Source organism: Blastopirellula sediminis (assembly GCF_020966755.1).
In the GTDB taxonomy this organism is placed as follows: domain Bacteria; phylum Planctomycetota; class Planctomycetia; order Pirellulales; family Pirellulaceae; genus Blastopirellula; species Blastopirellula sediminis.
The window spans coordinates 120321-141572 of sequence record NZ_JAJKFT010000010.1 but is presented as its reverse complement, the minus strand read 5'-3'; the positions used below and the strand labels follow the sequence as shown (position 1 = coordinate 141572).

The 21252-nt window shown below is 57.9% G+C and carries 17 protein-coding genes; 10 read left to right on the top strand and 7 right to left on the bottom strand.

Going from position 1 to position 21252, the window contains the following annotated elements:
• Positions 1-8: 8 nt before the first annotated feature.
• Both LOC68_RS12020 and LOC68_RS12015 read right to left on the bottom strand, forming a co-directional pair.
• Positions 9-821: a hypothetical protein gene (locus LOC68_RS12020; protein WP_230218828.1), complete on the bottom strand. Its 813-nt coding sequence runs from the start codon at positions 819-821 to the stop codon at positions 9-11.
• 145 nt (positions 822-966) lie between these two features.
• The gene (locus LOC68_RS12015; protein WP_230218824.1) at positions 967-2388 is read right to left on the bottom strand and encodes an immunity 22 family protein; all 1422 of its coding nucleotides are present in this window, start codon (positions 2386-2388) and stop codon (positions 967-969) included.
• A gap of 842 nt (positions 2389-3230) precedes the next feature.
• On the opposite strand from LOC68_RS12015, the gene LOC68_RS12010 reads away from it, so the two are divergent.
• The 3 genes from LOC68_RS12010 (at position 3231) to LOC68_RS12000 (ending at position 6124) form a co-directional block, all read left to right on the top strand.
• The gene (locus tag LOC68_RS12010) at positions 3231-4043 is read left to right on the top strand and encodes a hypothetical protein (RefSeq protein ID WP_230218822.1); all 813 of its coding nucleotides are present in this window, start codon (positions 3231-3233) and stop codon (positions 4041-4043) included.
• 117 nt (positions 4044-4160) lie between these two features.
• On the top strand, positions 4161-5303 hold the full coding sequence (locus LOC68_RS12005) for an LLM class flavin-dependent oxidoreductase (RefSeq protein WP_230218821.1): 1143 nt from the start codon (positions 4161-4163) through the stop codon (positions 5301-5303).
• 50 nt (positions 5304-5353) lie between these two features.
• Complete coding sequence (locus LOC68_RS12000) at positions 5354-6124, top strand: alpha/beta fold hydrolase (protein WP_230218819.1); 771 nt, start codon at positions 5354-5356, stop codon at positions 6122-6124.
• A gap of 71 nt (positions 6125-6195) precedes the next feature.
• On the opposite strand, the gene LOC68_RS11995 is transcribed toward LOC68_RS12000, so the two are convergent.
• A complete protein-coding gene (locus LOC68_RS11995; RefSeq protein ID WP_230218817.1) occupies positions 6196-6663 on the bottom strand; it encodes a hypothetical protein in 468 nt (155 codons plus the stop codon).
• A 74-nt stretch (positions 6664-6737) separates the two neighbouring features.
• Entirely contained in the window at positions 6738-7664 is a 927-nt protein-coding gene (locus LOC68_RS11990) for a DUF1559 family PulG-like putative transporter (RefSeq protein WP_261360161.1), read from the bottom strand.
• Between the two features lie 567 nt (positions 7665-8231).
• Between LOC68_RS11990 and LOC68_RS11980 the strand changes: the two genes are divergently transcribed.
• The 7 genes from LOC68_RS11980 to LOC68_RS11950 all read left to right on the top strand — a co-directional run bounded on the left by LOC68_RS11980 (position 8232) and on the right by LOC68_RS11950 (position 16650).
• A complete protein-coding gene (locus LOC68_RS11980; protein ID WP_230218815.1) occupies positions 8232-9584 on the top strand; it encodes a neutral/alkaline non-lysosomal ceramidase N-terminal domain-containing protein in 1353 nt (450 codons plus the stop codon).
• Between the two features lie 535 nt (positions 9585-10119).
• Positions 10120-11190, top strand: coding sequence for a DUF1559 domain-containing protein (locus tag LOC68_RS11975; protein WP_230218805.1), 1071 nt, complete (start codon positions 10120-10122; stop codon positions 11188-11190).
• A 64-nt stretch (positions 11191-11254) separates the two neighbouring features.
• Positions 11255-11392, top strand: coding sequence for a hypothetical protein (locus LOC68_RS11970; protein ID WP_230218803.1), 138 nt, complete (start codon positions 11255-11257; stop codon positions 11390-11392).
• A 634-nt stretch (positions 11393-12026) separates the two neighbouring features.
• Entirely contained in the window at positions 12027-13811 is a 1785-nt protein-coding gene (locus LOC68_RS11965) for a 30S ribosomal protein S1 (RefSeq protein WP_230218801.1), read from the top strand.
• 233 nt (positions 13812-14044) lie between these two features.
• The gene (locus tag LOC68_RS11960; protein ID WP_230218799.1) at positions 14045-14935 is read left to right on the top strand and encodes a sigma-70 family RNA polymerase sigma factor; all 891 of its coding nucleotides are present in this window, start codon (positions 14045-14047) and stop codon (positions 14933-14935) included.
• A 109-nt stretch (positions 14936-15044) separates the two neighbouring features.
• Positions 15045-15566 (top strand): adenine phosphoribosyltransferase, encoded by a 522-nt coding sequence (locus LOC68_RS11955; protein WP_255670849.1) that lies wholly within the window; start codon positions 15045-15047, stop codon positions 15564-15566.
• Between the two features lie 22 nt (positions 15567-15588).
• Positions 15589-16650, top strand: a complete 1062-nt coding sequence (locus LOC68_RS11950; protein ID WP_230218797.1) for a suppressor of fused domain protein — start codon at positions 15589-15591, stop codon at positions 16648-16650.
• Between the two features lie 114 nt (positions 16651-16764).
• Here the strand turns inward: LOC68_RS11950 and LOC68_RS11945 are convergent, their stop codons facing one another.
• From LOC68_RS11945 to LOC68_RS11935, 3 genes are read right to left on the bottom strand one after another with little or no spacing between them, the layout of a single operon-like run.
• Positions 16765-17427, bottom strand: a complete 663-nt coding sequence (locus LOC68_RS11945) for a lysophospholipid acyltransferase family protein (protein WP_230218796.1) — start codon at positions 17425-17427, stop codon at positions 16765-16767.
• A 1-nt stretch (position 17428) separates the two neighbouring features.
• Positions 17429-18085: a (d)CMP kinase gene (gene cmk, locus LOC68_RS11940; RefSeq protein WP_230218793.1), complete on the bottom strand. Its 657-nt coding sequence runs from the start codon at positions 18083-18085 to the stop codon at positions 17429-17431.
• Between the two features lie 6 nt (positions 18086-18091).
• Complete coding sequence (locus tag LOC68_RS11935) at positions 18092-20902, bottom strand: glycoside hydrolase family 38 N-terminal domain-containing protein (RefSeq protein WP_230218783.1); 2811 nt, start codon at positions 20900-20902, stop codon at positions 18092-18094.
• Positions 20903-21252: the final 350 nt, after the last annotated feature.

Genomic DNA, 21252 nt, shown 5'->3' with positions numbered 1-21252 from the left:
GGAAGCGATTAGCCTGCTTCCGGCTTCGCGCCCCCTTCTCCTTCTGCGGCCGGACGTCCTTCGTCTTTCGGCGCGTCGCCGCCGCGGCGGCCTCGCTCCGCTTCTTCACGAGCGCGGATGCGAGCTTGCTTCGGATCTTCGGGAGCGGTGAACGGCTGGGCTTCGACCATGAACTTGCCGGAGACGATCCCCTGCCCTTTCTGGTAATACCAGCCATCCGCTTCAAACTTGTCGCCGGGGCGAATCAGACGCGGATCGGAGACGACGACCTTCACTTCGGTCTCGTCGGCCAGTTCGATGGTCAAACGCGTTCCACCGGCGACGACATTCAACTTGCCGTCGCGCGAGACGCCGGAGACGCGGCCGTTTACCGAGTAGGTCGAGATTTCGTCGGCCGCCTTCTTACGAGGTTTGCTACCCTCTTCGCCTCCGTCACCGCCGAACAGGTTGCCAACTCCGCCGAGCGAAGCCTCTTCAGTCACGCCGAGCGGCGTTCCTTCACGAGGCGTGAAGACGGTCACTTCGGCGATCGGCTCTTGTGAATTCCCCCGGCCGTCAAACTTGCCGGTGAAGCTGACGAACATGCCTGGAGCGAGCCATCCTTTTTCGGCCGTACCCGAAAGCTGCATATCTTCGGGCTTCACTTCCACTTTCAGCAACCATTGCGCACCGTCCGACGCTTTGGCTTGCAGCACGTTGCCTTGCATGCCGACGATTTCCCCTTTGATCGTAAACTTCTGGCGTTCTTTATTTTGAGCCAAGAGGACGCTGCTGGCGCACAGAAATAGCGCGACGGTAAGGAATGGGACTGTTCGGAGCATAAGCGATTACCTGCGGCGGGAAAGGAATTTTGGAAGGGAAGCTGTGACCCTTCAAGATAACGCGGACCGAACAGAAATGCCAATAATCGTAAAAATGGAATGATTTTGATTGGTTGGCGGACGGCCAGTTCTGATTCTTTACGCGCTAACTGCCTTTAGAAACCAGCGAGAATTTCCCAGCCGCAATTGCGTAAATCGAGATCCGGCCGTCATGGTGTCCCAAGGCGATTCGCTTGCCGTCGGGGGAGAACGCAAAAGAACGGACCGCGCCGTCGTCGGCCGTCGAGCCCGGGGGGAGTTCGCCGAGCAATTTGCCTGTCTTCTGGTTCCAGACCAATGCCTGACGCCCATTTTTCAAACCGACCAGGTCACCCTTCGCGGAGGCCTGCACACGGAAGTAGCGACTCGACGTTGGTTCCAGCGTTTTGGTCGCCTTCCCGGTCTTGAGGGAGCAGACGACGATGCTCTTGTCCCCCAGCCGTACGCTGAATTCCTCTTCGTTTGGTAATACGAACTCGCCGACCGCCGAATTGAATTCGACCTGAGCCTGGAGCTTGCGGCCAGCCAGGTCCCAAATCGCCGCCAGGTTGCCGCCGCAGGTAACGACATATTTTCCTTGCGGGGAAACCTCCAGCAGATCCCGCTGTTCGAAGGGGGCTTTGAGCTCGGCCAGTTGCTTCGTCTTGGCAAGCTCCCACAGCAACAGCTTTTTCGGCGTGACGGTGACTAGATTGCCGTTCGGCAAGACGCGCACGTTTTCGGCCGGCATCTTCTTTGACAGGTTCTTCTCTTCCTTACCGGCGTCGAGATCGAAGACCAGCACCTTTCCGTACGCGCAATAGAAACCGTATTTGCCATCCGCCGAGACCAAGAGCGTGCCGAAATTAGTCGGCTTCGTGGTTTGCGGCGGTTCCGGAAACGGATCCCAGATGCAAGTTTGATTCACTATGCTGGCGACCAACCGTTTCCCATTCGCCGAGAACGCCAGGAAGTCGACGTCGTCAAGCTTGGCCTTGAACGCGGTGATCGGAGGGACGACGATTTCGCCGGTCTTGGCGCTCCAAACTCCGACTCGCCCGTCGTCTCCTCCGCTGACCACGTACTTTCCATCGGGCGAAAAGAGAACGGTCGCCACCTCGTCGGAATGTCCTGCATGCTGCGGCGCCGGCGGAGTTTCGTCGTAGGGGAAGTTGCCGAGAAAGCGGACCGGCGAGTCTTTCGGCCAGCGACTAGAGTTGTACTGATGGTCGTAGGCGATGATTACGGTGTTGCCGTCAGCGATTTTCTTTTTCTTCGCGGCGGCGACGGCCGCTTCCAGAAATGAATCGGCGGCACGCCATGGCTTGAGCAGCGTTTCGACCGATTTCGGCTTTCCTCGATGCCACTCGCCAAAGACGAAGTCGTGGTCGTAGAACGTTTCTTTCAAATCGACCGCAAACTGACTGATCGGCGTCAGATCGTCATCCGGGTCCCTGTACGTCTCTTTCAGGTACGCGTTGAAATCGGATTTCTTCGGAAACGATCCAATCCAGATGGCTACCCAGCCGTCGATATCGCAGTCCAGCATGTTTCGCCTCAAATACTGCATCGAATGGAGAGAAGATTGCCAACCCAATGCGCCCATTCTTAAGGGCGGATTCGACGATCGCAACGCTTACTTGGGGCGCTGGGCAAGAAAAACGGAACTGCGAAAAAGGCTGGAAAATAGGGGTGTTTTGTGGGTGTTAAGCCCGAACTAAAATGCGAAGCGTCGTTGCCGCGAGTAGGCTCGGCCAGCGGAAACGGGCGAAACGACCTTGTCCCACTAGAGACTGAATCTTGGCGTCGCTTCACTGTCCGAAATGCAATTCGGATTTTCATCATGTCGGCCTAAGTGGGATTCCGCGTACTGTTTGCCCCTACTGTCGAGCGAAACTCGACGCGGAAGATTCCGTCGCCGCATCCAGCGACGCCGTCGATACGCCATCTTCCGAGCCCAAGGTGGAAGAGTCGGCGGAGCATTCCGCGGCAGCGCTACGAGCCCGGCTGAAAAAAATCATCGCTGAGCGACCGACGACGGAAACGGAATCTTTTTCAGCGTCAAGCTTTCTGTCACGTCCCGCAGAACCGGCAGACCAGGGCCTGAGTGACGATATCATCGCGGCCGAGCCAGCCGACGCCCCGTTGCCGGTCTCGACGTTAGTTGTCGCGCTACAGCCGACCAAGTTTCATTGCCGGCACCACACCAGTTGCGATGTTCTCCGTTGCGAAAACAAGTTTTACTGCGGAGCGCTAAAACATCCGCAACTGAGACCCGGCTTTGTTCGAAAGTGGACTACGTTTATCAGCGCCGCGAGTTTCGTGGTTTGCTGGGGGAGTTTTCCGTTTCTTTGGCCGATGGTATTTAAGGATCTAAATCCCGATCCTGCGATGGAAATTTGGATCAACGTAATGGCGGTCGTCGTTGGAATGTTGCCGATTTTCACGACCCTGGCGACCTGGATCCTCTGCAGCTTGATCGTTCAGGATGCCCAAGGCCAGACGCTTGTTGCAGCTAGCGCAGCCGAACAACTCAGTTGGGAATACCTTCAGTTCGAGTTGGCAAGTCGGCCGGCCGTGTTCCGAGTTCACCCGTTGGTAATTCCAGGGGACGTCGTCAGTATCTGGCGGGTCATGCGCGGCGTTCTATCGCAGCGACCATGGGAGGTGCAGCACTTCCGAGTGAAAATGAGCGAATCGGACCTTTGCTGTTCCAGCGGAGAGCGAGCCCGCATCGCTGCGAAACGCCCGGCCGAACGCAAGAAATCGATCTGTCCGTTGACGGTGATGATGTGTCAAGAAGACGTTGGGCTTCCCGACTTCTATTTGACGCCGTTCGGAGGGATGCACTACTTCATCGAGGAAGCAGTTCCGGGAGCGCAAATAGCGACGCCGCATGGTGATTGGTCCTATGTTCTACTGGCTCCGGACCCACAGCTGCTGGGGGAGCTATTCAGCGGACCGGTGAAAGAGTTTTTCCGCAGCCAGGAACTGTGGAACGTCCAGTGCATACGTGGGAGGCTAACTGCCTGGCGATTGAACCGTTCGGAGTTCGTCAACAACATTGCGATGGAGTTTCCCAACGCACAGCCGAATAGCACGCAAGACATGGTCGGAACGGTTCGAGCCGCCGACTCCATTTTGAGCCTGCTATTAACGCGTTGGCGAGAACTGCAGCAAAATCACTGTGACGAACGGTCGTAGGACGTCCGCCCTGGCAAATTGCCACGAGTCGCCGCTGGATCTTGCAACTTCGCGCCGCTTGGGCGAAGGTAAATGGTAGGGCCGGTAGAAGAGACTGTCGTCACGCAGGATGCAGCTATGAAATTCTTCGCGTTTCACCTGATGCCGTGGGATCGGTTGCCGGCCGATTTTGCGGAGCGGTATGACAGCGCTTGGACGACGATTCCCAACTCGCTGTACGATCCGCCGCATGGCGGCAAGTTGTACAACGATTATCTTGACCAACTGGTCTTGGCCGACCAGCTGGGCTTCGACGGCGTCTGCGTCAACGAGCATCATCAGAACGCCTACGGGACGATGCCCAGTCCCAATCTGATGGCGTCGATCCTGGCTCGGCAAACGAAGCGGGTAAAGATCGCCGTCGTCGGCAATGCGTTGCCGTTTTACAACTCGCCGACTCGCGTCGCCGAAGAGTTCGCGATGATCGACTGCATCAGCGGCGGGCGATTGATCGCCGGGCTTGTCGTCGGCGGGGGGCCCGAATATTTCAGCTTCTCGGTCAATCCGACGCATGCTCGCAGTATGTATCGCGAAGCGTTCGACCTGGTGCTGCGTTGCTGGACCGAGAACGGTCCGTTCGAGCATTACGGCCAGCATTGGAAACTGCGGTACGTAAACCCCTGGCCCCGTCCGATTCAACAGCCGCATCCGCCGATCTGGATCCCCGGCGCCGGGAGTCGTGAGACGATTCAGTTTGTCGCTGAGCGGCGGTTCGCCTACATGGGGATTCCCTACTTTCATCTCGACTTCTTTCAGCGGAACTTTGACATGTTCCGCGACGCTTGCGAGAAGAACGGCTATACGGCCGATCCTGAGCAACTTGGTTGGCTCCTCCCGATCTATGTGGCCGAAACCGATGCGAAGGCGTGGGAGGAATACGAAAAGCACCTCTGGTACTTCGTCCGCAACTTGCTGAAAGGGCTCGTCATTTTTCCGCCAGGCTATACCAGCGCTCGCTCGATCGCCGGCATTCAGCGCGGGCTCCAGCAGTTCATGACGGTTTGCCAAACTCGCGAAGATATCGAGCGCGGCGGCTACGCGGTCGTCGGCTCTCCTGAAACAGTGCGCCAGAAGCTAGAGACCTACGCGCACCAGTTAGGGGTCGGCAACTTGCTGGGACTGTTTCAGCTCGGAACGTTGCCGCATGAACTGGCCTGTAAGAACATGACCCTGTTCGCCGAACAGGTGATGCCGCACTTGCGGGCGATCGGCAAACTTTAGACGCGGTTACCTTCCCCTTCTTTATCTTGGATCTGACGACAGGATCGCACATGCCAGCGAACGTCCAGCATCGCTTCCTCCACGTTGGGGGAAAGAAGACGCAGTTGATGACTTTGGGAGAAGGTCCGCCGCTGGTTTATCTCCACTCGGCCGGCGGCGAAACCGAAGCGATCCCGTTTCATCACAAGTTGGCTGAGAAATACACGGTCTACGTGCCGGCCCATCCCGGATTTGCGCTGAGCGAAGGGCTGAACGAGATTCTCGACATCCATGACCTGGCCTGGCACTACGTCGACTTATTCGCGGCGCTCGAATTGGAAGATGTGCCGGTGATCGGCTATTCGCTGGGCGCCTGGTTGGCGCTGGAGCTGGCGATCTTGCGTCCGCAATTGATCAGTCGATTGGGAATCATCGCCGCGGCGGGACTGTATGTCGAAGGCTCGCCGATGGGAGAGCTGTTTATCGACGACTTCAACAAGCTGCGCGAGCTGATCTTCTTTAATCCCGAAAGCCCCGCCGCTTTGGAGACGACTCCCCGCAATCCGGACGATTCGCAGATGTTGATGTGGCTCCGAGCGCGAGAAGCGACGGCCCGCGTCGGTTGGAATCCGTATTTGCACGATCCCAAGCTACCCCAGCATCTGCATCGCGTGACGCAGCCGACGACGATTGTTTGGGGGCGGCATGACAAGATGATTCCGCTGGCCCACGGCGAGTATTACGCCGCCCATCTACCGAACGCGACCTTGCAGATTCTCGAGGAATGCGGTCACGGCGTGCCGTGGGAAAAATGCGACGAGACGGCGACGCTGTTGATGTAAATCCTGTCGCAAGAAAAAAAGAGGCCGCGCCGCACTACGTCTAGAACATAGCAGCGACGCGGCAACGCGGTTTACATTCCCCCTTGTTTCGCTTTCCGCTGCATATCTGCGACGGAAGGCTTCTGGGGCGTCAGCTCATCCCCTTGCAGGTCGAGCGTGAGCGTTGATCCTTGAATATCCATCTGCAATTCCGACTGCGTGTTGAATTTCGCAGGCAGGAACTGAAAGTAGATCGGTTCCGGATTTGGGATTCGCTCGGTCGGCGCGGTTTCGCCGATCTTCTTTTGAGCGGTAACCTTCACTTGTCGCATACCAGGGTTGGTTCGCAGCGTGAATTTACCATCCTTGATTTCAGCGCTGGCGAATTGGCCGACGCCGCCGACCGGCGCCAGTTCGACGTAGCCTTTTTCTATCGGCTGGCCATTAAAGGTTGCGACTCCTTGCACGGTCGTTTTTCCATCCCCGCTGCATCCGACCGATGCGGCGAGCAGCAGTGCGGAGAGGCAAATCGATAGTAGGTGCGCAGGGGTGATCGCCATCGTGGGCAACTCCTCGAAGTTAGACGCGAAGCGAAGATTCGCTTCGCGTTATGGGGCAGATTCGTAGAAGACGATTAGTAGTCGCCGATCACTTGACCGTCGCTGCGGGCGCCAAGGTTGCGCCAAGTAGTGACGTTAATCGTGTCGGAGACGAAGCGGACCGAGCCGTCAGCCAGAGCCGCGTTGACGCCGCCGGTGTGCCAGCTGCGAGCGGCGACCACGTTGGCGCCCCAGTCCCAGTCGGCGTGCGCGGTGCACTTGGCGCCGAGAGCTCCGCCCAGGTTGGTATGGCAACGATTGGTGCGATCGTTAGCGTCCGCATTCGGAGTCAGGTAAGTGGTGAACCCGGCGCCCATCGCGACCTGCGTACGACCCATCGAGCTCCAGATGTCTTGCTGGGTCGGCGTGATGATCTCGGAGACGAGCAGCGTGTTCGACAAACCGTCGGTCGCATCGCGCAACTTGGCTCGCTTTTCCGGAACGAACATCCCCGCATGACCGGCGTAGCCGTCGACCACGTTCCAAGGAGTGCCGGAGTTGTAGTTCGAGTCGCCGTAGCAAACGACGTAGTTGTGCAGCGCGTTTTGCCACGGCAGAATCCCTTCTTCCTGGATATTGGTATCGTCCGACGGGCAAATCATCGTGTCGAGCAACGCGATGCGAGCCTGACCGCCCCGTCCGGTGGCGCCATTGATCTTGTTGGTGAAGTCGATTTGTTCGTACATCGCCGTTTCTTCGATGAACGGCAGGATGAAGCAGTAGTACGAATAGGAGTCGCGTCCCCAAGGATTGTTCCCTTGGCTGCCCGGCGGCAGTTCACGATAGGTGTCGTGGAAGTTGTGCATGGCCAGAGCGATTTGTCGCATCTGGTTGGTGCACTGCATGCGGCGCGCCGCTTCCCGCGCTTGCTGAACCGCGGGAAGCAGCAACGCAATCAAGACGCCGATGATGGCGATCACCACGAGAAGTTCGACTAGCGTAAAACCACGCCGACGTCGCAAAGTTGGGATGCTAATAATGTTGTTCATAAATCACCGATATAAAAGAAGAGATTAAACCGCGCTTCGTTCTCATCGATATCCGCAATCGGCATCTAAAGAACGACTAAGTCGCAAAACGTTGGCAGCCAAGAGCGGAGCTGGGAGCAAATCGTCGCGATTCGATTTTCGGCTCCGTTAAGTCGCTGATAGTGCTGCGAAGATTGGCGAATTCGTTTCCGCCGAATTCATGCGCCAAGCTATTTCCCTAAACTATCGCTCGAAATCTAGATGAGTCCATGAACAATTGCGCTGCGGGCCTTTGATATTTCACATCGCAACGTTGACTCGTCTTATAAAATCAGCTGCTTAGGTTGTTAATAGACTTCACTTTGACTCGGATTTTCCGGGGAATTTGCGAGATTTCGCTTTCCCTGGTCAGAAGAACAGCGAGTAGAAAAAAGGGTTCGCGGATAGCCGCAGCAGGCGCTAAAATGCATTTTCCACTTTTCATCAGCGGCAGTTCCTTACCGACTTAGCCGCCAAAACACCCTGCCCCTTCCTCCCCCCTGTCTGAAAAGAGTCTTTCTAATGGCCTACCGAATCCCGGGCGTGCTCGCCGTTTGGTTCTTGTTGTCGATTTCGCTGACTGTGCGTCTGTTCGCCGCCGACTTTCCTTACTTGGCAGGCACGGCGAAAGTCGAAATTACGCCTGACTATCCGATCATGTTGTCAGGCTATGCTTCACGCGGATTGCAGGAGGTCTCGGAGACGATTCAGCCGTTGTACGCTCGTGCACTGGCCGTCGGGGAACCAGGTAAACTACCGGTCGTATTGATGATGGTCGACAACTGCGGCGTGCCGGCGAGCGTCAGCGACGCCGTCTCGCGCGAGTTGATGGCGAAGTACCAGATTCCTCGCGCGAACTTGGCGGTCTGCGCAACCCATACGCACTATGCGCCGATGCTGTCGGGCGTCTTGCAGAATTTGCCCGCGCGGCCAATTCCGCCGGAGAAACAGCAAGCGATCGATCGCTACACCGACGAGTTTGTGAAGGCGCTTGTGAAAGCGGCCAGCGTGGCGATCGAGAGCCGACAGCCTGCTCGGCTGGAGTTTGCGATCGGCGAAGTCGGCTTCGCTGCGAATCGTCGGACCGCCGGCGGTCCCACCGATCATCAGTTGCCGCTTTTGACCGTCTATGACGCAAACGACAAAGTCCGCTCGCTGGTTGTCGGCTATGCGTGCCACTGCACCACGATTGCGGCGACGCCGGCGTTTATCGGCGATTGGGCTGGCTACGCTGCGGAATACCTGGAACGGGAATACCCCGGCGCTGTCGCGTTGGCCGTGATCGGTTGCGGCGGCGACCAGAACCCAAATCCGCGCGGCAAACTTGAATTCGCGCAGCAATATGGGCACGCGATTCGGGATGAAGTCGTGCGTTTGATGGGCGAGCCGATGCGGCCGATCAACGGAGAGATTTCGACGCAGTTGGAAAACATACCGCTCCGTTTCGCCGAGTTGCCGACGCTTGATCAGTGGCGCGAAATGGCGAAGGAGAGCGGCATCAATGGATTTTATGCTGGAAAGTACGTCCAGCGAATTGAAGCAGGGGAAGTTATTCCGACTCATCTCGACTACCCGGTTCAAAGTTGGACCTTCGCCGACGATCTGACGATCGTCTTTCTGGGAGGCGAAGTGACGGTCGACTATTCGCTTCGTCTCAAGCGAATGGCGCCGGCCGGAAAACTTTGGGTCGCCGCCTATTCCAATGACGTTCGTACGTACGTTCCTTCCGCCCGCGTTCTTAAAGAAGGTGGCTACGAAGGGGGCGGCTCACGCATCTGGTACGATCATCCGCAAGTTTTCGCCGGCGAAATCGAAGAGTCGATCATCGGCGAAGTCGAGCGGCAACTTCCAAGCCTAGTTCCGAAAGTCGAATAGCTTTCCGCGGTCGTTACTTTGATCTATTGAAAGGCATCCAGATCCCGGCGGTCGCGTCTCATTAGGAGCGACGGGCGACGACGGGGAATTCCGCGTCATGTCCGATCGCAACGTGCTATCACGCAAAAACGCCGATCCAACAGCTGGCATGTTGACCGGAGTGTTCTAGGCCGGAGCGAATGAGATTCCGATTGACATTAAGGGTCGATAGCTGTCGATTTATGGCCGAATGGTTGCGTTAGACAGGAAGTCGCTGGATGTCTTTTCCGGCGACTTTTTTATTTCTCGACCCCTCGCGAAATTTAAAAATAAGTCAATTTGATAGTATTTTATTGACTCGCAAGCCATGAGGGGTGTAATCTTCGGCTATTGCGGCGAGCTGGCGAGTTGGCAAGGCCCTTCCAGTTTCTGCTGCTGCGCACGCCACTTTTCTACCAGCTTTCGCACTCCCTTTTCGTTTTTGCAGCTCCTTTCGTCATCGTTCTATTCCATCTTTATGTCGGTCGGCGCTCGTCGACCATTCGCGGAGGAAACTATGAGTCTAGGAAAGTTTCGCCGGCACACTTTTCAGAATCGTGCTGGTTTCACCTTGGTTGAGTTGTTGGTCGTGATCGCGATCATCGGCGTGTTGATCGCCCTGCTATTGCCGGCGGTACAACAAGCCCGCGAGTCGGCACGTCGCATGCAGTGCACCAACAACATGAAGCAGATCGGTTTGGCGCTGCACAACTACGCCGACACGTTCAAAGAATTCCCGCCGCTGGCGATTTTGGGGGATGGCGTCGGCAATCCTCAAGCGGCTCGTTGCTTTACGTGGATCGCGCTGATCCTGCCTCAGTTGGAGCAAGGCGCCCTCCATGCACAATTCAATTTCGCCGCTCCGGCCTGGAATCAGGCGCTTCCCAACGGCGGAGGCAATTTGCAGGCCGCGCCGGTCGCATCCGTGCTGCTCTGCCCTTCGGACGGAACGTACATGGACAACACCCAGACTAACGGCGTTTCGATTACCAATTACATTGGGTCGGAAGGTTATCACTGGTGGCAAACGGCCGGTATCAGCGACGCTACGTTGACCAGTTGGGGGCAGACCGGTTTCTCGTCGTCCACCTCGGGCAATGATTTTTCGGGGGCGTTTACGATTGGTCGCAAGATTCGTTTCGCTAGCTTTGTCGACGGAACTAGCAACACCATCGTCGCTTCAGAGACGAACGCCAGCGGTTACAAAAACGGGGGCGATCGCTTGAAGGGTGGAGCCGGCGTTCCACGTTTGGCCACATCAGAAGCGGTTGTACGTCCCGCCTACGTCTTCACCGGTTACGCTGGTTACAGCCGCCGTGCTCCGTTCTCCGATCCCGCTGGCGCAGCCGCCACGGCCGACGGTTGGTTCAACAAGACCGGCAGCAACCCGTACTACTTCACTCCTTCGTACATCGCCTATCGTCACATTAACAACGAATGGCAAGGCCCCGGCAGCTTCCATCCTGGCATCGTGAATTGCCTGCTGGGAGATGCGTCGGTCCACACGATTCCGGACACAATGGATTACGGCACCTACCTCTGTTTAAATGCAGTCGCGGACAGCCACGCTCGTTCGTTCGACAACTAGATGAGTCGTCGGCTCGCCGGCATGGTTTGATATTCACCCTATTTCGATGTTTGAAGGATTCGATATGCGTTTTCTCGCTTCCATTGTTTTGATGTTGACGATTTGCTTGGTCTTGGGATGCGGCGAAAAGAAGCCGGAATCGACGGTCGATACCACCAATCCTGACATGGCCGATAGTCCTGCTGCTCCGGGCGGTAAGTAAGAGCCTGGACTTAGTTAACCAACGGGCGTCGAAGGGAATGCTTCGACGCCCTTTTTCGTTTCTTGCTGGGATCAGCGGGAGTCTGGGAGGACGGTCAGGTGAATGGGAAAGCTGAGCCGTAATGCATGTTCCGTCTCACTTACCGAACGCGTCGTATGGCTCTCACCCCGTTTTTGCGGATCGAAGGAGTCGAATGAGTCGTCTATCTCTTGGGGCTCTGGTATGTGCCACGCGGCTGCGATCAATTGCGGGAAATTGTCGCGACTGGTTAGCCTGGCCTCCTTTCCCCTGAATCCCCCTCGATTTCTGGCTCGGTTTTAGAATTTGCGGGGAAGATTTGCGAGAAATTTAGGAGAGATGCGAGGGAAAGGGGATTCCGCAGGGCGTCAAATCGGCTGTAGTTTTCCCACCTTATTGCCGATCATGCTCGATTCGCGACCTGAGAGGGGGTAGCGCAGTTGATTGGCCTTGACAAATTTGCTATTTTTTCCTGTTCTCGCCCGATTGTTGACGGTTGGTAAGGCGCTATGCAGCGTCGCCTCACGTCGGGGAAGTCGTTTCTAACCCTTTGGAGCCGAACGAGCGGCAGGCCGGGTCGACCGCAAGTTTCTGGCTAGGTGTTTCTCTTTTTCGCATGGTAAATCGTAATCTCATTCGTAATTTGGAAAGCGACGATTCGTTGACGTCGCTGATCGATAGCTGGGTTCAAGACGCGGGAGCGTTTGAGCCGGAATTTGAGCGTGAAGAATCTGTCGAGCTAAACAAGATCGTCGAAGGGACCATTCTGCGGGTCGACGACGAATTCGTGCTGATTGACGTCGGCGGTAAGAGCGAAGGTAGCATTCCCCGCGACGAGTGGGATGAAGAGGAAGAGGACGCGCCGAAGCCCGGCGACAAAATCAAGGTTCTCGTCGAAGACATCGAAGACGAATTCGGCCGCACCGACGACCCGCACGGCATGATCACCCTCAGCAAGAGAAAGGCTGAGAAGATCATCGACTGGGATCGGACCATGTCCGAAATCCAGGAAGGGAACGTCGTCGAAGGTACTGTCGTCCGCAAGATCAAGGGCGGTCTGCTCGTCGACATCGGCGTCAACGTCTTCTTGCCGGCCAGCCAGGTCGACATTCGCCGTCCGTCCGATATTGCCGATTACATCGGTAAGAAGGTCGAGTGCGAAGTTCTCAAGATCGACGAAGAACGCCGCAACATCGTGGTCAGCCGTCGTTCGCTGATCGAAAAGAAGCGTCAGAAGGATCGCGACTCGCTGCTGCAAGAGCTGCAAGTCGGTCAGCGCCGCAAGGGTATCGTCAAGAACATCGCCGACTTTGGCGCGTTCGTCGACCTGGGCGGCATCGACGGTCTGTTGCACATCACCGACATGAGCTGGGGCCGCATCGGCCACCCGACCGAAGTGGTGAAGATCGACGACGAAGTCGAAGTTCAAATCTTGAACATCGATCACGAACGTCAGAAGATCGCCCTCGGCATGAAGCAGATGCAGCCGAGCCCGTGGGACGGCGTCGAAGCCAAGTACCCGGTCGGCGCGAAGGTTCGCGGTCAGGTCGTCAACGTGATGAGCTACGGCGCCTTCGTGAAGCTGGAAGAAGGGATCGAAGGTCTCGTCCACATCAGCGAAATGTCGTGGACCAAGCGCATCAGCCACCCGAGCGAAGTGGTCAACATCGGCGATGAAATCGACGTCGTCGTGTTGGGCATCAACAAAGAGAAGCAGGAAATCTCGCTCGGCATGAAGCAGACCCAGTCGAATCCCTGGGAAAACATCAAAGAACGTTACCCGGTCGACTCGATCGTCAAGGGCAAGGTTCGCAACCTTACCAATTACGGCGCCTTCGTCGAATTGGAAGAAGGTATCGACGGCTTGCTGCACGTCTCGGACATGTCGTGGACCCGCAAGATTGGTCACCCGAGCGAAATGCTCGAAAAGGGCCAAGAAGTGGAATGCAAGGTCCTCAACATCGAAGAAGACCGTCGCCGCATCGCTCTCGGCCTGAAGCAGATGGACCTCGATCCGTGGGCCAGCAGCATTCCGGACAAGTACCAGCCGAACCAGCTGGTCAAAGGTAAGGTCACCAAGATCACCAACTTCGGCGTCTTCGTCGGATTGGAAGATGGTCTGGAAGGCCTGCTCCACATCTCGGAATTGGCCGACGAAAAGGTCGAGAACCCCGAAGACGTCGTCAAAGTTGGCGACGACATCGAGGTGAAGATCCTCCGCGTGGACACCGACGAGCGCAAGATTGGTCTGTCGCGTAAGCGTGTTCAGTGGGCCGCCGAAGACGAAGCGGCTGCCGCCGCCGCCGAAGCGACCACCGAAAAGGAACAGCAAGAGCTGAAGGGCGGCCTCGGCTCCTCTGGCCCGCTGTTCGGCACCAGCAACGAATCGGAAGAAGGCTAAAACCGGAGCATCCGGATAGCCGATCGCCTCTTTTCGGGGCGACAATCGCTAGAAGTAGCACGACCCCAACGAGTCAATCGTTGGGGTCGTTTTTTTTGCGCCTGCCCGAACCTCCCGCACATTCGGTCCACCTGCGCCGTTTTGCCGTAGGGTTGAGATTTGCGCTCAACATCGACGATAGCATCCCTAAGTGCCAGCAACGCCCTCCCCCGCACCGTGAGCTATCGGACGATATGGCGACGAATACGAAACGAGAGATCAAGGAAGAAACGGTCCAGAGCCCGCTGGAGACGTACCTGCGCGAGATCAACGAAACCGCTCTCCTCTCGGCCAAAGACGAGAAAGAGCTGGCCCGCATGATCGGCGAAGGGGACGTCAACGCGCGGGACCGCATGGTTCGGGCGAATCTGCGCTTGGTGGTCAACATCGCACGTGGATACACCGGCAAAGGACTCGGCCTGCAGGACTTGATCGAAGAAGGCAATCTCGGCTTGTTGCGAGCGGTCGAAGGCTTCGACCCTGCGATGGGAACGCGATTCAGCACCTACGCCAGCTACTGGATCAAACAGTCGATCAAACGCGCCTTGATCAACTGTGCGAAAACGATCCGCATTCCGGCCTACATGGTCGAGTTGCTTTCGAAGTGGCGTCGCGCGACCAATCGCTTGACCGAAGAGCTCGGCCGCACGCCGACACCGGAAGAGATCGCTCGCGTCCTCGGCCTGCCGAAGAAGAAGCTGCCGATCATCAAGAAGGCGATCAAAATCTACAACTCGACCCCGCAAACCGATCAGGCCGACAGCGGCTGGTCGCTGGGTGAGATGGTGATGGACGACCGTCTGAAGAACCCGGAAGAAGAGATGGTCGAACATGACGATCTGAAGAACGTCATGCAGATGCTGAAGACGATGGACGGCCGCGAGGCGACCGTGCTGCGGATGCGTTTCGGCCTGGAGGGAATGGAGCCGCACACGCTGAAGGAAATCGGCGAGAAGCTCGGCCTGACCCGCGAACGAGTCCGCCAGATCGAGACCGAGGCGCTCGGCAAACTGGCCGAAGGTCTCCAGGATCCTCGCGAACGTGAACTGGAAGGCCCGTTCCGGCGCCGCCTGGTTCGCCGCTAGTTCCTTTGGCGGTCGGCCGGCCCTGGCTTTCGCCATTTCGATAAACCGCGTATATTCACCACCTGAGCGCTAGTCATTCAGGTGGTTTTTTTTGCGCGCAGCGAAATCGATGAATCAAATCCAACTCGAAAATTTCATCCGCGACATTCCCAACTTTCCCAAGCCGGGGATCCTGTTCAAGGACATCACTCCCCTGCTCGCCGATCCGACGGCGTTTGGCGCAGTCATCGATAAGATGGCGGCCCACTACGAAGGGAAGAAGATCGACGTGATCGTCGCGGCGGAAGCCCGCGGTTTCATCTTCGCGGCGCCGCTGGCGCTGAAGCTAGGAGTCGGCTTCGTTCCGGTTCGCAAGCCGGGCAAGCTGCCGTTCGACACGCACTCGTTTGAGTACGAACTGGAGTACGGCACGGACACCCTTGAGATTCATATCGACGGCGTATCCAAAGGTCAGAGCGTTCTGCTGGTCGACGACTTGCTCGCAACCGGCGGCACGATCAAGGCCTGTGCGAACCTGGTCGAGAAGATCGGCGCTACGGTCGCCGGTTGCTGTTTCCTGATTGAGCTGGAGTTCCTGGAAGGCGCCGCCAAAGTTGCGCCGCACGAATGCTTCAGCCTGATCAAGTACTAATCCGCTGTCTGGAGAGGGACGGATGAAAGACTCTGTAATCCTTCGCGAACAGCCGAACTTGTTCGAAACGAAAGTCGCCATCCTGGAAGCGGACGGCGACAACGACAGCATCTATCTCTACGTCTTTCCGCCGCAGACGCCGAATCAGATGCATGCGCTCTGGGTCGCCAACTGCAGCGATCGCGATGCGGCTCAGGTCGAAGAGCAAATGCGGGCGGCGCTTCCTCCTCGTTTGCCCCACGCCGACATCAACGAGGTGGCGCTGATCGCCGACTTGGAGCCTGACAACTGGGACGTCCGCTGGAGTCTCGATCAGCAAAGCGTCGCCGTTTGGCATCTTGATAGGATCGTGGCGATCATGCCTTCGTGGGGCCCGGCCAATCGTTTTCCGGGTTTTGCGATCGGTTGCAAAGGGGAAACGCCGGTCGCTTGGCCGTTGACCGACGAGAATGTGTTGCTGAAGCGTTTCACTCAGGAAGACGAATTCTTGCGTCAATGGGGCGAAGACTCGTGGCGCACGATCCAGCAAGGATTGCTCGACAGCTACAAGTCGCTCCACACCGACCCGATGCGTTACTTCGCCGCCGACCAAGGAAAGTGGCCCCCGCTGGCGATCACCCTGTCTAGTAAAGAAGGTCGCAGCTTCATGGCGACCGCCGGCATGGCGATTTTGCCGATGCCTGGCGCCGAAGCGGATGACAGCGATACGCGTTCGCGCCGAATTGAGCTGGGGATCCTCTGCGACTCGTCGGAGGCCGATGAGAACGCCTGCCGCGCCCTCTCCGGCTTGGCTCGTTATCCGTGGCGCTATGCGACTCATTTCGATCACGGGCACACGATTCCGACCGAAGCGTTCGCCGACGTCGCCCCACAGTTCACCCACTTTGCGACCGCCGAAACGGCCAGCTTTCTGCCGCCGATTCAGTTGCCGCAAATCGCCGGCGAACAGCCCCGCTTTCTTTTTCTGATCCCGATCACGGCCGCTGAGCAAAAGATGGCCGAGAACCGCGGCACGCAGCGTCTGCTGGAACTGCTCGAGGCCTCCCCTGCCCCGCTCTCCTTGCAGCGCGACCCGGTCGCGTAATTCCTTTGGCGCCATGCTCTCACGGCGACAGCCGAGTGAGCATGTCTTCAATGCGTATTGCCGGGGCGAAGACATGCTCATCCGGCGAAGACGCCGCAAGAGCATGGCACCAGTCTACGCTAGAGCACGCGTTTCGCGAATCGCCGCAAACGCTTCCGCTAACCGCCGGTCGAGTTCCGCCAGAAGTTCATCATCGCTGAGCGAGTTGAGCATCTCAGTCGAAATCGGCGGCGCGATGCGGATATGGATCACGCTGCGGCGCGGGAATTTGGCCGATCGAGGCCACGCGTCGAACGCCCCATCGATCGCGACCGGGATGATCGGAACGCCGCCGCGACGCGCCATCGGAATGAAGCCCCCTTTTAGCGGCTGGAGTTCGCCGTCAGAGGTGCGCGTCCCTTCGGGAAAGATCAGAACCAGTTCCCCCCGCTTCAGGCGTTTGAGCGTTTCCTTCAGCCCTGCCAGGCCGGAGCCATCGCGGTCGATGGGAATGGTGTCGAGCGACTCAATCAACATCCGAAACGGCAGAAACTTGAATAACGTGCGGCGAGCGAGGAAGTTCAGTCGTCGATCGCAGGTCAATCCGACCAGCAGCGGATCAAGAAAGCTTTGATGGTTCGGGCAGACGAGCCCTCCCCCTTCGGTCGGCCAGTTTTCACGACCGTAGACGCGGATCCGAAACAGGCAGACCCCCGCGAGTCTCGAAATCACTCGCAGCGCGTCATACCAGAGCCGTTTCGCGAACGAACGCTCGTGCTTCGCTTCTTCTTTGCTCATATCAAAGTGAGACTCGTCGCTCTTCCACGATGTCGATCAAACGCTGGATCACTTCTTCCGGCGTCATGCCGTCGGTGCATAATTCAACGGCGTCGTCCGCTTTGCGCAAGGGGCCGACGGTACGGCTCGAGTCTTCCTCATCGCGGCGATTCTGCTGCGCGAGAATGTCGTCGTACTCGGCGGAGACGCCGCGCGTCGCGAGATCGGCGACGCGGCGACGAGCGCGTTCTTCCGGCGATGCGGTCAGAAAGATTTTGCACTCGGCATGCGGGAAGACGACCGTCCCTTGGTCCCGTCCCTCGGTCACCAGGTCTTTCTCACGACCGAACTGTTGTTGAAGTTCCACCAGGTGCATACGGACGGCGACGTTCGACGCGGCGTAGCGGGTCGCTTGGGTCACATCGGGGGAACGGATCTCATCGGTCGCATCGACGCCGTCGACCAACACACGTCCGCCGGAAAGGTCGATGTCGATTTTACTGGCGACGTCGGCCACAACCGACTCGTCGGTCAACTCGCGATTCTGACGGAGAACGGCCCACGCGACCGCGCGGTACATCGCGCCGGTATCGAGGAACTCGAAGCCGAGCCGCTCGGCGACTTGGCGCGAGATCGAGCTCTTGCCGGCGCCGGCAGGCCCATCAATAGTGACGATCATTCCCTGTTAGCCCTTCGCCTCTCCATCCCAATAGACGTCGATCTGCCGCCACTGACCGGCGTGCAGCTCGAACTGGACGCGATCTTCTTTGGTCATCGCGCCGCCGGTCGCCTCGCCGCTGAATTCCATCAACACCGCTTTGCCGACGTTCCGGAAGCAGCGGAGGTTCCCTTTCGCCGGGCGACCTTCGGTTTCAAGCAGCCGCGCCGAAAACCCGACCACATTTTCGCCAACGGTTAGCGGCTTCAACGACGTAATGATGACATTTTTCGCATCCAGATGCAGCGCCCAGGAGGTATCCCCTGGCGCTGGCGACGGCGCCCTTTCGAGTCGTGGCGGAGGCGAATAGGTAAGCTGTCGCGCCTCTTGCAGCGGATAGGGCAAGTCGATGCCGATTCCCAACCGGAAGTTGCGGGCCGTTTCGCCGCGCGGGATCAAGATCGTATCGAGCATTCGTCCCCGCACATGCTGATGGAACGGCAGACCGCCGGTCAGGACCTGCGTGCGGGCTTTGCCATTTTCGATCTCGACGTAGTTGGGAGCTTCGATCCGCTTCGAGTCGACGCGGCGGCGCTGCCAATGTTGATCGCGATAAAGGAACGCCGAGCCGTCGCTCCAGGCGAAGCGTGCGCAGAAGTAGGAGTTCCACGCCTCCATCTTCGGCTCTTCGTGCGGCGTCAGATGGATATCAATCTGCAGGACGCGGCTTGATCGCCAAAGGGTATAGACTTGCTCGTATTGGGCGAGCGTATGTCCCGCCGTATTGAGCAAACGCCCGGCGACCTTGATTTTCCCTTCCGCCACCGTGTTGGTGACGACGTCGATCGAATCGGCCGCCATTACCGAGTAAATCGCCGTTTCGTCCGGATCGACGTAACGCGAGCCGCTCGATGGGCGTTCGCCCGGAAGTCGCAAAGCGAGCTGTTGTGAGAAGCGATTGCCGCGGCTCTTGTAATCGTAGATCGATTGGAGCGCGCCCGTAATCGGATCGAAATGGACTTCCATGTACTCATTTCGGAGCATGCCATCCTTGATCAGCGTTTGCGATTTGCCGCTCGGCGGTGATCCTCCATCCGGCAGCCAGGCGTACCCGCAAGCCGGCGCTTCCCAAACCGCATGGGGGCCGCTCTTGTCTGCGGCGGCGATCAGTACGGCCTTTCCGCCGGGAAGCGACGAGAGTTGATCGGTTTCGCAGCCGCCGACTGCGGTAAAGCTGTACGGATTGGCGATCAATAGCGCCGGCGAAGCGGAGTCGTTGCGACGCGGCAGTTTCGCGGCGAAGTGGGTCAACGCCCCTTCGACGATTGCGTCGGCATTGGTCGTATCGGTCGACGTTTCGGCCGGTTCCTGCCAGGCGCGATGCAGTTCGTGTCGCGGACCAGGGTGGCCGGAGACGAGGGCCGTAATCGCTTCGATGTTGCCGGCTGCGTCAAACTTAGCGTTCGCGACCGCGCGATCGCGATGCGACGAAATGGGAGCGGATTGGCGGCGAATGACCGCTTGCTTGTGATACGGCGAGTTGTAGCGAACGTCTTTGAACGTGTCGTGATACGGGGGAAGTTCGGTTTCGGCGAAGTAGCGTTCCGCCGTCATGAAGCTGCCAAGTCCGCTGGAATAACGTGCGATCCGGCGCAAGTCTTCGTACCACGGCGAAACGCGGCCGGGCCAATGAGCGAAGCAGATCGTCGCCACATGGTCGGAGTCCATCGCTTCGCTCAAGCGTTGGAAGAGGGCGATGAAGCTGTCGGCCGTGCTGGCGTCGAGCGGCGGACGGGCGACGGCGTCGATCTTGCAGCCGTCATTTCCTTGCCACGAAACCTTTGTTTGGCTCGAGTGAGTGAACTTGCCGTCATCCATCGTCGCATGAATCGCCCCGTGAAAACCAAGGCTTTTCAGCACCTGCGGCAAAAACGAGGAGAGGCCGAAGCGGCGACGACCGTAGATGGTCGGGCGATGCTCCAGGCGCTTCTCGTAAGCGGCCAGTCCTGCCTGAAAGTTGGCCAACAGCGTTTCGGGATCGTACAGCGGCAGTGGTCCTTCGCGGTATTCGCCGCCGATGAGTCCGCACTGTTTCGCTTTCAGCTTTTCGCGAAGCGTCGCCGTCGTTTCAGGATGCGACTTGGCCAGTTGCTCAATTACTTCGCCGCTCGCCACCACGTTACAGGGCTGCGTTTGGGCCAGTTCGTGCGACAAGTCGCCCAAGGTGGTCGAAGCGCAGAGCGTCAGGTCGAGAAAATAGGAGTCGACCGGGTAGAAGCTGTTTCGTTCTTCGGCCAAAACGTCGAAGCAAGTTTGCAGTAGCACGCGAGCCGCTTCGGTTTCGCCGATCACGGCCGACTGTGCGGCGGCGACCAGTTTCTCGCTGAAGTAGACTTCGTCGAGATTACTGGAGTAACGCATCTGCCGCGTCAACAGTTCGGTCTGCAGATAGCAGTAACCAAGCGCGACGAAGTCGGCGGCGAGTTCTTCGTCCAGATTGTCCGGCTTTTCGAGCCCTTCGAGCACCGCCGTAATCGCTTCGTCGCGATCGACGATTTTGCGAACCACCTTTGCGCCCGCCTCTTTCGCACGGCGAGAGAAGCCGGCCTGCATATCTTTTTCGCTGACCAGCGGAATCACCAGCAGGCGCTGTTCGAGCGCATCGGGCGGAGAATCAATCCGCGCCCATTGCGGCATTTTGCCGGTGCCGGCGATTAGCTCCGGACGCCAAATCGCGGACCAGCAGGCGAGAAGGCTTGTCGCTTCGTCTCCGCGATGATGCGTCGGAAAGTCCTCAAAACTGTGGCACGGAATCAGAATGTAGACTTCTTGGTACATCAACGGGGCGGCTCTTCAGCAGGTGGTGATGCGTCGAACAGAGGCGGACGAGTCGGCATTATAGCCGACGCACGGTGGTGGGCGACATCCGCCGCTGAGGTCTAGTTTGTCGGAAGTTATTGTCGTTAAACGTGTTACAGCATGAACCGCTGCGCGCAATTCAAGGGCGAGAGGGGACGCAAATTCTTAAAAAATCGAATTGCGGGAGTAGGAGATTGCGGCGTATCTCTTTTGATGCCAGTATCTTACGGTGTTTTTTGTCGCTTGCAAATTCATTGACACTACGGGATCAGCCACATTAGAATTAACTACGCTGCCGCCCAGTACTGCTGCGGCGATAGTTCTCATCT